Source organism: Pontibacter sp. E15-1 (assembly GCF_022601975.1).
Taxonomy (GTDB): domain Bacteria; phylum Bacteroidota; class Bacteroidia; order Cytophagales; family Hymenobacteraceae; genus Pontibacter.
This window is the reverse complement of the sequence record NZ_JAKVIR010000007.1, coordinates 177,247-192,898: the sequence shown is the minus strand read 5'-3', so window position 1 is coordinate 192,898 and position 15,652 is coordinate 177,247. Positions and strand designations below refer to the sequence as shown.

Genomic DNA, 15,652 nt, shown 5'->3' with positions numbered 1-15,652 from the left:
TACCTGAGCCCGATGAACTATGAAAAGAACTGTTAACTTTATAACCGCTAAGCAAGTTTACTGTCCGTCAGTTTCGACACACCTCACCTTGCAATAATTTTTCTGGAGATAGAGTGCTCATAGGGAAGCGGCAAAAATAACCCACCCCTACCCCTCCGAGGAGCATGGTCGTTTTATTCGAACTATACCAAGGTTAAACCTACTTGTCATTCTGCTAAGAAATTTGGTAGAAGTAGAGGGCCCCTACCCCGGGAGGTTAAGCTGATGCTACTGGCTACCAAGATCCTTTCAGGATGACAAAAATGGGAGAATGAAACGACCATGCTCCGAGGAGGGGAATTTCACCACTTAAAAAAGTGTACACATGATTATCAATTGATAGTCTTGTTCTGCGTGCTAATAAATGGCTATAGATAGGTATGACTAAAATAAGAAAGGGGAGCCGCCAGACAAAAATCTGGCGGCTCCCCTTTCTTAGGTATACCCTCCGCTACATTACTGCTTCATAGAGGTTGTGGTGCTGGCTGGCTTTTGCTGTTGCGTTTTGTATTTGTTATCGAACTTTTCGTACAGGTACTTCTGCTTGTTGTTCAGGTCTACGTTGCGGCCCTGTATAAACGCGTGCGTCACGTTGTTGGTGCGCATGTCCAGCAGGTCGCCGGAAGACACCACTAGGGTAGCGTCCTTCCCTACCTCCACGGAGCCCGCCTGCTGGTCTATACCCAGGATTTTAGCCGTGTTGAGCGTAACTGCCGCCAGTGCCTGCTCTTTGTCCAGGCCATAGGCGGCGGCGGTGCCTGCGATAAAGGGGAGGTTGCGGATACCGTGAATGCTCAGGTCATAATCCAGGGCAAACAGGATGCCCGCCTGCTGCAGGAGGTATGGCGTTTTGTAAGGCATGTCCACATCCTGGCCAGCGCGTGATGGCAACGCATGCACGCCAGAATAAATCACGGCAATGTTGTTCGCTTTCAGGAAGTCGGCTACCGCCACGGCATCAGCGGCCCCCACGATCACGATGTCCTTCACGCCTTGCTGTTTCACAAAATTAACGGACTCAATGATCTCCTTGCCGTAGTTGGTATGGATGTAGAGCTTCTTTGTGCCGTCGAACAAACCGGACAGGGCGGCCAGCTTCAGGTTCTCCTGGTCATGTTTACCCGCTTTGTAAACCGCTGCATCGCGCAGCAAGGCCGTCAGCTCCTGCAGCGTCTTTTCGCGGGTCTCCGCTATGCGCTTCAGCCGGGCCTCGTCGCCGTTGCTGTTTCCCTTGTCGAGCAGCATGTTGGGCCAGTTCAGGTGGATGCCCTCGTCAGCCTTCAGCACCGCGTCTTCCCAATTCCATGCATCCAGCTGCACCACAGACGAGGAGCCGGAGATGGTGCCCCCAACCGGCGTGAGCTGTGTCATGAGCACGCCGTTGGTACGGATGGTCGGGATGATGTCGGAATCGGTGTTGTAGGCCACAATGGAGCGCACATTCGGGTTGAACTCCCCTACCTCGCGCCAGTCGATGGTTGCGCGCACGCTTTCAATCTCATTCAGCCCCAGCGACGAGTTCGGATGGATCAGGCCGGGATAGATATGCTGCCCCGTCACGTCCACCACGTCATAGCCACTCAGGGTCGCCCCGCTTTGCGGACCCGCATACGTGATTTTCCCTTTATCGAAGCCCACGGCGGCGTTTTCCACCACCTGTCCGTTGCCCACGTGCAGGGTAGCGCCTTTCAGCAGCATCGGTTTGCTTTGCTTGGGGGCGGGTGCCGGCACCTGTGCCAGCGCAGGCAGGCTCAGCAAGGTTGCCAGTGCAGCGGTTATATATGTTTTATTCAGTTTCATGATTCTCACCTCGGTTTAAAAATATGGTTGATTGGCGATTGCTGATTGTTGTTGGTATAAACAATTAACAATCAGTAATTAATAAGCTAAGTAAGCCTCTTCCTCACCCATCTCTACCTCTTCGCAGTGCTGCACACGCACCTTCTTGCTGGTGGGAGCCTGCGTTTTAGCGCCACTGGCTTTCTCGTTAAGCATTTTCTGCACCAGGCGCATACGCTCCTGCTCCAGTTGGCCGCGCATCTGCTCATCGCGCTCCAGGTCGTAGTAGGCCACGCCGTCCACAAAGGTCTTGAGGGGCTTGGCGTAGATAGAAAGCGGGTGTGCGTTCCAGAGCACCACATCGGCGTCTTTGCCCGCTTTCAGGCTGCCCGTTCTGTCGTCGAGGTGCATGAGTTTGGCCGGATTCAGGGTTACCATTTTCAGGGCATCCTCTTCGCTTACGCCGGCGTATTTCACACTCTTGGCGGCTTCCTGGTTCAGGCGGCGGGCCATCTCGGCATCATCCGAGTTGATGGCGGTTACCACGCCCACATTGTTCATGATGCCGGCATTGTACGGGATGGCGTCTTTCACTTCCATTTTGTAAGCCCACCAATCCGAGAACGTGCCAGCGCCTACGCCGTGCTCCTTCATCTTGTCGGCAACTTTATACCCCTCCAGAATGTGCGTGAACGTGTTCACCCGGAAACCCATTTCGTCGGCAACCTTCATCATCATGTTGATCTCAGACTGCACGTAAGAGTGGCAGGTAATGTAGCGCTCGTCGTGGAGGATCTCCACCAGGGCATCCAGTTCCAGGTCGCGGCGCGGGGCGGCGGATTTGGCCTGTGCGCGTTTGCTCAGGCCGTTATACTCCTTCCAGGCTTGCTCGTACTCTTTGGCGCGGGTGAAGGCATCCACGTATACCTGCTCCACGCCCATCCGCGACTGCGGGAAACGGATGCTGTGCAGGTTGCTGCGGTTCGAGTGCTTCACGTTCTCGCCCAGCGCGAATTTGATGAACTTCGCGTCTTTGATTAGCATTTCCTCAGCGCTTTTGCCCCAACGCAGCTTCACCACCGCCGACTGCCCACCGATGGGGTTGGCTGAGCCGTGCAGCAGTTGCGAGGTGGTTACGCCTCCGGCCAACTGACGGTAAATGTTGATGTCCTCGGGGTTCACCACATCGCTCATGCGCACTTCGGCGGTCACGGATTGCGTGCCTTCGTTCACATCATCCAGGGCAATGTGCGAGTGCTCATCGATGATGCCCGGCGTTACGTGCTTGCCTGTGCCGTCGATGATGCGTGCATTCGACTCGCTCAGGTTCTTGCCCACCTTCGCGATTTTACCGTTCTTCAGCAGCACATCCGCATTCTCCATGATGCCCTCCTGCTCGTTAGTCCAGACGGTGGCATTTTTAATGAGTACTGTCTCCTGCCTGGGCAACTCGGTAGCGCCAAACGACTGGAACGGGTAGATCATCGGGCCAAGCACCACTGGCTTTTCGGTTTTTGTGCTGTCGGCTTTGGCTTTCTGGCTCATGGCCTCCGAGAAAACAGCGGTCCATTTCACGGTGCTGGCGTCCGGCAACTGGCCTTCGCCCTGTAGGTTTTTATCTGCGAGCCAACCACTCAGCCGGATGCTCTCGGTGCTCTTTTTGTCTTTATTAAAGGAGAGTGTCACCAGATTTCCTTTGAAGCTAACTTTGCCTTTCACCGTGTCCTGCGCCACCACTTTTAGCTCTGGCTTCTCCGGGGTTCCGGCAATCAGCAGTTTACGGTCTGGCTGGCTTCCAATTTTCAGGGTATACACGCCACGGTAATCCGTCAGCACTTCCGATACTTTATACTGATGGCCCTGCACCCAGTTCTCCAGGATCACGGCCTCTTTCTCGAACAGCTTATCACTTGTGATGATGAAGTTGGCGAGCATGCCGTTCTGTAAACTGCCTACCTTGTTTTCGGCGTGCAGCAGTTTGGCCGGCGTGGCGGTCAGGGCTTTCAGGGCTTCTTCCTCCGAAAGGCCATAGGCAACAGCTTTGCGCAGGTTCGGCAGGAAGTCTTTTTTATCTTTCAGGTCTGAGGCCGTGAAGGCAATGGCTATACCCGCCTTTTGCAGCAGCGCCGGGTTGGCAGGGGCCATTTCCCAGTGCTTCATGTCGCTCAGGTCCACGCGGCGTGCATCAAACGGGTCTTCCACGTTGTAGGCATCCGGGAAGTTTAGTGACAGGATGATGGGCGCATTGGTGGCCTTTACCTGCGGCAGCATCTGGTACTCGTCGCCGGCTCCTTTTATAATGTATTGCTTGCCAAACTCGTCGCCCACCTTATCGGCGCGCAGCAGGTTCAGCTTATTCTCCGCCTCAAAAATCTGCGGATACTTGTTTGCCTCCGCAAAAGCCTTCAGCGAGATGTTCTGCTCCTTCTCCGGGTTTTGGGCATTCCACTGGGCATCAAGGTATGTCTGGCGCAAAAGCGCCACGGCCCCCATCAGCGAGTTCGGGTAGTCTTGCTTCGAAGAGCCACGGTTAAAGGAGAGCGTTCCGGCGGCCTTGTCCAGTACCACCACCTGGTTTTCGCGTTCCTCGGCAAGGGTTACCAGCGCGGCCGTGCCACGGGCAATGCCATCGCGGTGCACAGCCAGCACCGTGCCGAAGCCCAGCTTCCGCAATTCTGCGGCTTGCTTTTTATCCAACTTAAACAACTCCACTGCGTTGGTTTCGGGCCGTATGGCCTGGTTCCAGCTGTAGGCTCCCTGCTTGTCGGTGTCGGGGTGCGGCGCGGAGCCATACCCTACCCGCTCGCTCTTTACCTCGGGCAGTCCGTAGCTGGTATACATATCCACGAGGCCCGGATAGATGTGCTTGCCTTTGGCATCGATCACCACGGCCCCGGCGGGCACTTTTAGCTGTGCGCCCACAGCCTCTACCTTGCCGTTTCGGATAACGAGCGTGGCATTGGGCAGCGTGGTTTTGTAATCGGTATGGATGGTGGCGTTGGTGAAGGCGACGAGGCCGGAGCGCTCATCGTACACGCCGTTGCGCGGAAAGGTATCCTGCGCCATCAGGTTGCCTGCGCCGAGTGCCAGGCAGGCGGCAATGGTTAAAATTTTCTTCATTTAAGTGCGTAGCGGTTATAGCGAATAATGCGACAAAAAGCAGGTATAGGGTTTGAGAGCAAGCCCATGTTTTTACTTTCCTAAAAGTAATCATGTCAGAACTTAGAATCCAACAGGTTCATGCAATTTTGAGCGAAGCGTTAACTTGTGGCTTGGGATTTTTTTAAAAAAGCTTTACAAAACAATGATCTCGGGAGTAATCATATTTTTCGCCCTCTCCAATGCGGACTATCTCTCTATCTTTCATTCGATTTTATTTTTTGATACGTCACAACAGTTTGGCTAGCCGATTGGGCAGCACCCTTGTTTGCGCTTCATGTTCGAGTATCAAAAAAAGTGCTTGAAGAAACAGACTCCGAACTCAGCATCCCGCTAACTTACGACAAGCCTTTATTCACTGCTGAGTTAATTTTTCCTTCTAAATTTTTCCCTTACAGTGATTTGCTCATCTGTCTCTACTTGGTCAAAATCCCTTCCATAGTCACCTTCTGTCAATGTCGTCTCCAACATGAGTAAATCATTGGAAGCTTCTATTACTTTATATTGATGTGATTTGATTGATAAATCTGCTCTAGGAATCAGAGTAATATTATCTTCTTGCATTAACCAACTTCCTGAAGTGTAGTTTTTGTAATACGTTTGATCTACTCGTATACTCAGGATGGTAGAATTATTTATCCATGCATCTTGTAACTTTCCATTTACATAAATTTCTTCTGATTGCCAATCTCCAATTAATAGGGTCGATTCTAAATGATCATCTTCTTTACAGCAGATCATTACAATTGCCAGACTCATTAACACTATTGTTCGAATTGTTTTCATTTTTTCATTAGTGTTTGTTTGTACATAACGTTTAGGTATATGAGCTGTGGCGTGTTTTAGCACGAACCTCTCCAAATAAAAACTGGCTTTGCAAAATCCGCAGGCTTTTCCAAGTAGGCACAAACCAAGCCATAGCTTATATACGGTGTTGTAGGCAGTGTTTTATTCAGGTGCGAATTTACTTTTTATGAATTTTAAAAATGTACTATTTCTAGAATTTGCATCTTCCACGATGGCATCAATATCCCACACAAAAATACCTACAGGAACGGTTTTTTTCGGGTTCAATGAAATCGTAACATCTTTTTCATTGTAATATAGTTTACCTGAAGAATAAAGCTCCGTAAAATCACTAGATAAGGCTAATTCAGTTTCTTCATTAAATTCAATAATACCATAGTACCATATTCTTTGGACTTTGTTATTATAATATTTCATTAAATTCCTTGCTCTCGTTTCAAGTTGAAGTACTGCCTTTAAATTGTCATAATGGTTTAATCCGCGTTTTTTTAGTTCTACTATGACAACATCAAATGGTTTATCGTCTTTTGGATTATTTGAGAAAATGAACGCAAAATCTGGTCTGTCACTATCTTTTTCTATTTGTTCCCCTTCAACCAAGTGAGTAACTAGTTCAGTCATTTCTCTGTCACTCAATGTAACCTCATAAGTCATAAATTTGTCGTCCAACAACCAAGAATTATTCTTGTAAATGTCATTTATGAGATTGGATTTTTCAAACCTTCCTTCTTTTCCTTTGGAAGCTATTAAATTATGTAAGTCTGCTTCACTTTCATTAATAGTAGAAGATTTCAATTTTTCAATTGTAATTTGTCTAAATAAGATATATTCTGTTAGTGCTCTAGCAGAAATTTCTAGCGATTTTTCGAATTGTTCGTCTGTCAGATGGTTTGCTTCAAGAATTTCTTTTTGTGCCTTGAAAAATTGTTCTTGAGCATTTTTTAAAATCTCATTTCTTTTTAAATAACCAATATTATCGATATCGAAGTATCCATTAAGATGTGGGTATCTATTAACTAAACCCTCTTTAATCTGTGAATTATTTTTTTTGATTCTTGGTATGCTTTCCTCTATAAGGTCAATCACTTTTTTTCTAAAAATTCGCTGAACCTCTTGTAAGTCTATTTTAGATAGAGTGAGATTTTGTCTAGATGCATCGACTTTTCCAATAAAATAGTCTGAAAAAAGTAAAAAAACCATTTCATAACCAATTGGAATATTCTCATTAGCAATAAGGTCAACCTTAAATGTTCTATTATCAACTGATATTGCTGAAATTAATGATGTTTCAGTAAGTTCAACTTCTTTTATAGAAAAGTATAATTGAAACTTATCAATTAAATTTAATGTACTGTCTAATTCGACGAATGATAATGTTGGGATTTCATCGGTTGTCAATGACTCGTTATATTTTTCGCTGTCAATAATCGTTTCGATATTAATAACGATTTTTTCGCCATTTTTTTTGTATTGAAATAATCTAGAATAAAATTCTTCTAGTATTCTTTTTTTAATTTCATTAGGTTGAAGATATTCTGTTTTGGCAATTCTTTGAAGTGTATAATTCTTCATTGAAAAAATAGTACCATTTTCTTTTTCTGGTACATCAACAAGTGTAAAGTTATCTTCTTTAAATTGTTGTGAAAAATTGAATTTTCTGGTTTTAGTATTTGAAAAAGTACTTTCTATAATAACATCATCAAAATAGCAGAGATAAACCAACCTACCAAGTCCCTTATGAGAACTTTCTTCTACATCAAATAAGTTAGAGAATTTTTTATATCGTGAATTGTCAAAGCCTACTCCATTGTCTTCAATTATTATTTTTAAAGTTTCAGGTTTATTTGATGCATTAATTGAAATTTTAATATCTATTTTAGTAGCCTCTGCATCAAAAGCGTTGCTTAATGCTTCGAAAAAGACCATTTCTAATGATGAATTACCGAAAAACATTTTAACAGCTTGACCTAATTTTACTTTCATTGATGATAAGGAATATTTTAATTGTTAAAGATATTGAATAAAATGAAGTTTGGGTAAACTATTCTATTATCTCTTTCAGACGATTTTGTTTACATTGCCTACAACTTGTAGAAAAGCTGAAACATACGGTTATCCTACCAAATATAGCACGATAACCGTAACTGGACTAACGAATCTACTATATAGCACAATTTATTTTAATAGCGGACAGCTCAATGAAAGTAAATTTATCAGTCCTCTCTTATTTTAGAGTACCTAATCTCAACCACCAACAGACTCTACCTGTCTACAATCATATAGAATCAATCAATTTGATATATAAAACAGGCAGGAATACTTTTGAGGCATCGATAACGGCAAAAATCAACTTTAGCCCCTATGTCTGATATAGAAAAAGCGAACCGCCTGACCACTGCCTTCGGAAAGCCTGTATAGGATACCCAGGAGCGCCAGCCCTGGTACGACCGCAACTTGATGACGCCGGATCAGCTATTATTTTTCCTATAGTTTTAGACCCAGCGCCGACCTTGTTGGCGTTGCTTTTTTCTGCTTAAGGGTATACCCCCTCTCCCACCAATGCCTCGTAGGGACAGGTCGCGACCTGTCCAATCGTTCCCCGAACCCTTTCCAATCGTTCCCGACCAAAGCAGTCAGGCATAGGATTTGGGAATGGACAGGATGGAATATGAGGGACGCATTCGCTTAGGTACTGGATTGCTTTGGATCAAGGCTGATGCGCGGACAGGTCGCGACCTGTCCCTACGAGGGGATGGCAATGGGACGCAATTCCGCGCTTTCCTAAATCAAAACAAACCTGAATGGGCAGTAGCGGAACTTCGGGGGCTGCAGAATTGTATGTTTATACATATATGAACACCTGTCCATATATAAACCCGTACAAAAATCACCCTGGTATGAGCAGCTTAAAAATAAGGATTGACCAGAACAAGCTGGAGCGGACCGCGAATGTGCTCAAGTGCATGGCGCATCCCATGCGCCTCAGCATTATAGACCTGCTGGAGCAGCGCGACCGGTTAACGGTTAGTCAGCTGCAGGAAGTGCTGCAGATTGAGCAGTCGCTGCTGTCGCATCATCTCACCAACATGCGCGACAAAGGCATCCTGAGCACGCAGCGGCAGGGCAAAAACATCTTTTATTTCCTCGCCGACGCATCTATCAGCAGCATCATCGCGTGCATACAGGGCAGCAAAATTTTTTGAACCTCCACGCTGGCATGCGCTGCCTCCCAGATTAAAAAAAGAGGCTGACTGCAGGCCTAATTCGTTATCTTTGCCCTGCCATACCTAGTGCCGATTTATACATGTGCTAAAGCAACCAGTTATATGAAATCACTCCTCTTTTCTCTCGCGCTGCTTTTCTTTTTTAGCTGTGCCGGTCCGCAGCAACAAACCCCGGTGGAAGTCCAGAACCTGACCCCGGCGCAGTTCAAAGCCCAGCGCATGGGCCGCAAAACCATCCTGATGGACGTGCGCACGCCGGAAGAGTATGCTGCCGGACACCTCGAAGGTGCCACCAACTCCGATTACCGTGGCGGTGCGTTTGCACAGGAGTTTGAAAGCTGGGATAAAAACAAGGTATACTACCTCTACTGCGCTTCCGGAAACCGCAGCGGCAAGGCTGCCGAACTGCTTCGGCAAGCCGGTTTCAAGCATATTTACGACCTGGGAGGCTTCCCTGCGCTGAAGGAGGCGGGCCTGCCCACAGAGGAAGGCAGCGAAAAGTAAACCGGATGTTCTCGCCCCGCGCCAGAGGGGAGGGCCGCTTCACCAAGGCGGTTGGTCAGCTTTTGCTCCGCACTAACGCTGGCATGGCAACTGGGGCGGTTTGCCCAAAATCGTTTCCGGTTCGCTTGTAACATCACCGCTTCTTGCTGTATCTTAGAAGCAGTATAGGAAGAAACGAAAGGGACATGCGCGTACTACATACTTCGGACTGGCACCTGGGCCAGCGCCTCGTAAACCTCGAACGGACAGAAGAACACCAGCATTTTCTGAACTGGCTGCTGCAAACCATTGAGGAAGAGCGGGTGGAAGTGCTGCTGATGGCCGGCGACGTGTTCGACAATGGCGCCCCTTCCAATACCGCCCTCAAGCTATACTACGATTTCCTGCGCAGGGCATGCGCCACCTGCTGCCGCCATGTCATCATCACGGGCGGCAACCACGACTCCGTTTCCACGCTTAATGCCCCGCGCGAGCTGCTGCAATATTTCAACATCCACGTGGTGGGTGGCGCTTCCGACAATCCTCTCGACGAATTGATCGAGCTTAGAGACGCGCAGGGCCAGTTGCAGTTGGTGGTATGCGCCGTGCCTTTCCTCCGCGACCGCGATGTCCGGCTCTCGGTGGCCGGTGAGAACTACGAACAGCGGGAACAGCGCATCCGGGAGGGTATAGCCGCGCATTACGCGGCCTTCATACCACACCTCCAACAGTATAAAACCGCGCAGGTTCCGGTGGTGGCCACAGGCCACCTGTTTGCCGCCGGCGGCTCGGCCTCCGACAGTGAGAAGGAGATACACATCGGCAACCTGGGCCAGATCGGGGCCGACCAGTTCCCGGCGGAGTTCGATTACGTGGCCCTGGGCCATTTGCACCGCCCGCAGCAGGTAAACAACCGCCACCACATCCGCTACTCCGGCTCGCCAATTCCGCTTAGCTTTAGCGAGGTGGCCGACACGAAGGTGAATTATATTCTGGATTTTGAAAACGGAAAACTTTCTGCGCTGCAGGAGCTGGAAATACCCTGCTGCCGAAAGCTGGTGCGCTTTAAAGGCTCTCTGGAGAAAGTAAAGCAACAGCTTGCCCTCTTCGACAACAGCACCCATACCCTAACAGCCTGGGCAGAAATACAGGTGGAACTGGAAACGCCCCTCCCCGACCTGCAGCAGCAGCTAGACGAGGTGTTACAGCTCAGGCCCGAGATTCAGGTGCTGATCCACCGTCCGCCCCTCATCCAGGCGACGGCCCAGACGCTGGAGCAGCAGGTGCAGGAAGAGGTGGACCTCCATACCCTCCGCGAAAAAGACGTGTTCCTGAAACGATGCGAAAGCGCCTTCCCCGACAGCGACCATACCGAGCTTCTCGCCACTTTCTCGGAGTTGCTGGAGTTGATGACACAGGAAGAAACCTGACAACACAGACCTCACAGTGTCTGCAAGACCTGTGAGTGTCTTACCAGCCATAAAGCGCAGCCCCCAGAAGCTGCCCGCACACGCTTTCCTTATCAATACCTCATATATACATGAAAATCCTCTCCGTCCGTTTCCTCAACCTGAACTCGCTGAAAGGTGAGCACGAGATCCGCTTTGACCAGAGCCCACTGGCCGATGCAGGGCTTTTCGCGATCACGGGGCAGACGGGAGCGGGCAAAACCACTGTGCTGGACGCGATCACGGTGGGCCTGTATGGCCTGGTGCACCGCCACAGCAACGACAAGCCACTTGAGCTGATGACGCGGCATACGGCAGAATCTTTCTCGGAGGTGGAGTTTGAGGCAGACGGAACGCGCTACCGCTCGCGGTGGCATATCCGGCGCAGCCGCGGCAAGGCCGACGGCAACATGCAGCCCGTGCACATGGAACTGTGCGATCTGGCCGACGACAAACCCTTTGACCTGAAACCAAGCCAGGTACCGGACAAGGTAGCTGAGCTCTGCGGTCTGGATTACAGCCAGTTTCTGCGCTCCGTCATGCTGTCGCAGGGGGATTTCGCACGCTTCCTGAAGGCGAGCGCAAACGAGCGGAGCAGCCTGCTGGAGAAAATCACCGACACGGGCATCTACTCGGAGATATCAAAATCAGCCTACGAAAAGGCGAGAAACGAGCGGCTTACACGCGATCAGCTGGAAGGCCGCCTCAAAGACAGCCACTTGTTGCCCGAAGAACAGCGGCTCGCTTACGTGCAAAGTATCACAGACTTACGGAAAGAGGAAGAAACGCTCCAGAAGGATATTGACCGGGTGCAGCAACAGCTACAATGGCTACAGCATTTGCAGCTGTTGCAGGCAAAAAAACAACAGCACCAGGAAGCCCTGCGGGAACAGGAACAGAAACTCGCCCAGCTACAGCCTGATTTCCAGAAGTTGGCGCAGCATGAGCAGGCCCACCAGTATGTAGGCGAACTAACCGAGATCAAGAACGCCAGCAGCAAAGTGGTGGAAGTTCAGGAACAGCTCCTGACGCTAGACAAGCAAGTGCCGGCGCTGGAGGCTGAGCTCGAGCAAACCGGGCAGGCGGCCATCGAGGCAGGCAAGGCACACCAGCTTCAGGAAGAGGCCCTCCTAAAACTGGAGCCGTTGCTGGAGCAGGTAACCCAACTGGATCATCAGCTGCATACTATCCGGGAGGCCTATAAAAAAGACAAAGCGGCCTACGTGCAATTGGAAGAGGCGCATACCCAGGAGCAGGCGCAGCTTCAGAAAAAACAAGAGCACCTGGCCAGCCTGACGCAGGAAGCCACCACTATCAAGCAATGGCTGGAAGACCAGCAGCGCCTGGCAGACCTACAGGAAAACCTCCACGAGCTGAAAAGCACGGTAAAAGCCCTGCAGGAAGCGGAGCAACGCCTAAACAGGTATAAACAGGAGCAGCAGGAACTACAGGCCCAGGAGCAGCGGCAGACCTTACTGCAAAGTCAGTTAGCCACCACCCTGCAGCAGCACACGGCCCAACACCAGCAACTCCATACCCGGAAACTGGAAAAGCTGGTGCAACTGCAAGCCCTGCTCTCCGATAAAACCATCGATGAACTGGAGCAGTCGATGCAGGAGCAACCACGCTTGCTGGCGCGTTCCGAGAAATTGCTTGAACTCTCCCGCCAGCACCGGCAGCAAACACAGAAACAGCAGGAGCTCGCCCGTTTGTTTGCGCACCAGGAGCAGGAACTGAGCAAGCAGCAGGTACAGTTAGCCAACATCCAGCAACGGCACCACGAGGCAAGCGAGCGCCTGGAGGACTTGCAGAAACTGGTGCTGCTGCAGCAGCAAATACAAAAATACGAAGCCGCCCGCCTGACCCTCCAGCCGGAACATCCCTGCCCGCTGTGCGGATCAGCGCACCACCCCTTTGTGGAGGGCAACTACCATAGCAACGTAACCGAGGAAGAACACCGGCGCGAACAGCAGCAAACACTGGTAAAGGAACTGACGCAGGAAACCCAGGCGCTACAATTGCAGGTAAACGCGCTGCAGCAAAAACAGCAGACAGTCCGTGAGGCGCAAACCGATACAGCGCAGGAACTGGCCCGGCTGCACGCGTCCTTCTCAGGAATCGCCCCGGGTGATGACATCGCGATTGATGAAACCGAGCGCCTGTCGCAACGCGTGCTGGCAGCGCAACAGGCGCTGGAGCAGGTGGAGCGATCGCTGGCCCAGGCCCGCGCCCTTGGCCGTGAACTCGAGCAAATAAACCAGGAGACACAGCAGAACCGCGAAGCGCACATACGGGCAGAAGCGCAGGCAGCAAAGCAGGCGCAGGCGGCACAGCACCAGCAGGAGCAGTTGCAGAAGCTGTTGTTGCTGGTACGCGATGAACAGGAACAGGCACAGGCACACACGGAAGTGGCAGCGTCGTTTGCGGCGGCGTATGGGCTGCGCTATACCCCAGATACCCGGCACGAGTTGGTGCAGACCCTGGAGCAGCAAGCCGCGCAGTATCAGCAAAAAACACAGGCCCTGCAGCAAATGCGGGAGGAGTATGCTCAGGTAAACACCGAGGTGAAACACCTGACGGAACGTGTGCAGGAAAAGCAGCAGCAGCTAGACACGCATCAGGAAGCCTTAAAGCAGGAACACGCCAGGCTTTCGGATGTAAAAACAGCCCGTGAGCAGCTGTTCGGCGACAAGCTGCCACTGCAGGAGCGCCAGTCGGCCCAGCAGGAACTGCGCCTACTCGCCAACCAGGCTGAGGAAGCTCGCGCCAAACACCTGCAAAAGCAACAGGAGCTGCGCGAAGCGCGCCAACGCCAGGCAGAATGCACCCATACCCACCAGAAAAACAAGTCGTTGCTGGATACGTTGCGCGACGGTCTCTTGCGGGTGCTACAGCAAAAAGGCATCGCCACCATAGAAGCACTGAGCCAGATGCTGCTCGGCCGCGACGAAGCCGACCGGCTGGCAAACCTGAAGGCCCAGACCGAAAAGCACCTGACCGAATTGCGCAAGACCCTGAGCGATGTGCACCATGAGCTGGAGACAACACAGGCACAACAGCTGACCGACGAAAACGCGGAGTCTCTCCAGACAGCTTTTAGCGGTAAAACCGAGGCACAGCGTGAGCTTATCGGGCAGCGCGCCCGCACGCAGCAGTTGCTGGATCAAGATGCGGAACAACGCGCGAAGAACCAGGCCCTGGCCCAACAACTGCAGGCGCAGCAGCTGGTATGCAACCGCTGGAACCAGTTGGCGGAACTGATCGGCTCTGCCGACGGCAACAAGTTCAGCCGGTTTGCCCAGGGCCTCACGCTGGCACGGCTGGTGGAGCTGGCGAACCGCCATTTGCTGAAACTCAACGACCGCTACCGAATCCTCAAATCCGCTGCCGAAGACCTGGAACTGCTGATCGTGGATACCTACCAGGCAGAGAGCGTGCGGCCCATGAACACGCTGTCGGGGGGCGAGAGCTTTCTGGTGAGCCTGTCGCTGGCGCTTGGCCTGTCCGACCTCGCCGGAAGGCGCACCCAAATCAACTCCCTGTTTATCGATGAGGGCTTCGGCACCCTGGACGCTGAGACGCTGGATGCTGCCATCACCACCCTGGAAAGCCTGCAGGCCAGCGGCAAGATGATCGGCATTATCTCGCATGTCGAGGCGCTGAAGGAGCGCATCAGCGCCCAGGTCAGGATCCAGAAAAAAGCCGGTGGGGTGAGCACCCTGGACGTGGTGGGCTGGTAAAGCAAAGCCAAGCTATTACAAGTCATACCTTAGCACAGACCCCATATATTTAAAATTATAAATTTTTAAATATATGGGGTCTTGCATTTATCGCATTTCTCTTTTTTATTTGTGCTGCTATACATTGTAGCTACAAAAGTCTATACCCCTGTTTTATGAAAACAAACTTTACCCAAGTGGCCAGCGTCCTGCTGGCCATGCTGCTGCTGTGTTCCAGCTGTGCGTCCAATTACAAACTGCTCAGTCCAGAAGGCATTTATTACAATGCCCAGACAGAGGACAATGGCCTGCTCTTTAATTACAAGTACGATGTGTACGCGCTGAGCAACAACAAGAAGTATGCGAAAAAGGAAAAGCGCAAGATGCTGCAGGTGGTCGCAGTAAAGATCACCAACAACACAGACCGAATTCTGGATACGTCCCAGGACATCCGGTATTTTATAGGCCAACAGCAGGTCATGCCGTTGGCGCCGGAGATGGTGCACAGCCAGATTAAGCAGAGCGTCCCCTCCTACTTGCTATACCTGCTTCTCTTTCCGGTTCAGATCACAACGACTTCGCAAACCAATGGTATGGAAATTGAACAAAACTCATTTCCAATAGGCTTGATCCTGGCACCGGGCCTCACCATTCTCAACATGTCCATAGCTGGCAGCGCCAACAAGCAAATGCTGGGCGACCTGCAGCGCTACAACCTGGCGAATCGAAAGCTTCTGCCCGGCGAAACGGTATATGGGCTGTTTGGTCTGGCCAACAGCGGCTATAACCCGATTGTGGCCAAGCTGGCAGAATAGCAACCGTCACCCACAGATTTTAAAAAGGCTGCTGCCCAAACACGGGCTGTCAGCCTTTTTTGCGTTATACCTACAGACTGGCATCGTGCAGCGTTTTATGGCGGTGTGCGGGCTTACCAAGATGCCGTTTATACCTAACAACATGGCAGGGAGGGTATGGAAAACTGCCCGTGTCCTAT

Annotated in this window: 9 protein-coding genes; 5 read left to right on the top strand and 4 right to left on the bottom strand. The window is 50.9% G+C overall.

The features are described from left to right. Positions 1-495: 495 nt before the first annotated feature. The 4 genes from MKJ04_RS06775 to MKJ04_RS06760 form a co-directional block, all read right to left on the bottom strand. The gene (locus tag MKJ04_RS06775) at positions 496-1,839 is read right to left on the bottom strand and encodes an amidohydrolase family protein (RefSeq protein ID WP_241640649.1); all 1,344 of its coding nucleotides are present in this window, start codon (positions 1,837-1,839) and stop codon (positions 496-498) included. A 78-nt stretch (positions 1,840-1,917) separates the two neighbouring features. After that, positions 1,918-4,938, bottom strand: a complete 3,021-nt coding sequence (locus MKJ04_RS06770) for an amidohydrolase family protein (protein ID WP_241640647.1) — start codon at positions 4,936-4,938, stop codon at positions 1,918-1,920. A gap of 405 nt (positions 4,939-5,343) precedes the next feature. Further along, positions 5,344-5,763: a hypothetical protein gene (locus tag MKJ04_RS06765; RefSeq protein WP_241640646.1), complete on the bottom strand. Its 420-nt coding sequence runs from the start codon at positions 5,761-5,763 to the stop codon at positions 5,344-5,346. A 162-nt stretch (positions 5,764-5,925) separates the two neighbouring features. Continuing rightward, the gene (locus tag MKJ04_RS06760) at positions 5,926-7,767 is read right to left on the bottom strand and encodes an ATP-binding protein (protein ID WP_241640644.1); all 1,842 of its coding nucleotides are present in this window, start codon (positions 7,765-7,767) and stop codon (positions 5,926-5,928) included. 914 nt (positions 7,768-8,681) lie between these two features. Between MKJ04_RS06760 and MKJ04_RS06755 the strand changes: the two genes are divergently transcribed. The 5 genes from MKJ04_RS06755 (at position 8,682) to MKJ04_RS06735 (ending at position 15,473) form a co-directional block, all read left to right on the top strand. Continuing rightward, positions 8,682-8,987, top strand: coding sequence for an ArsR/SmtB family transcription factor (locus MKJ04_RS06755; protein ID WP_241640642.1), 306 nt, complete (start codon positions 8,682-8,684; stop codon positions 8,985-8,987). 123 nt (positions 8,988-9,110) lie between these two features. Next, a complete protein-coding gene (locus MKJ04_RS06750; protein WP_241640639.1) occupies positions 9,111-9,512 on the top strand; it encodes a rhodanese-like domain-containing protein in 402 nt (133 codons plus the stop codon). A 185-nt stretch (positions 9,513-9,697) separates the two neighbouring features. Continuing rightward, positions 9,698-10,921: an exonuclease SbcCD subunit D C-terminal domain-containing protein gene (locus MKJ04_RS06745; protein ID WP_241640638.1), complete on the top strand. Its 1,224-nt coding sequence runs from the start codon at positions 9,698-9,700 to the stop codon at positions 10,919-10,921. A gap of 110 nt (positions 10,922-11,031) precedes the next feature. Next, entirely contained in the window at positions 11,032-14,679 is a 3,648-nt protein-coding gene (locus tag MKJ04_RS06740) for an AAA family ATPase (RefSeq protein ID WP_241640636.1), read from the top strand. Between the two features lie 155 nt (positions 14,680-14,834). After that, on the top strand, positions 14,835-15,473 hold the full coding sequence (locus MKJ04_RS06735; RefSeq protein WP_241640634.1) for a hypothetical protein: 639 nt from the start codon (positions 14,835-14,837) through the stop codon (positions 15,471-15,473). The last annotated feature ends 179 nt before the right edge of the window (positions 15,474-15,652 follow it).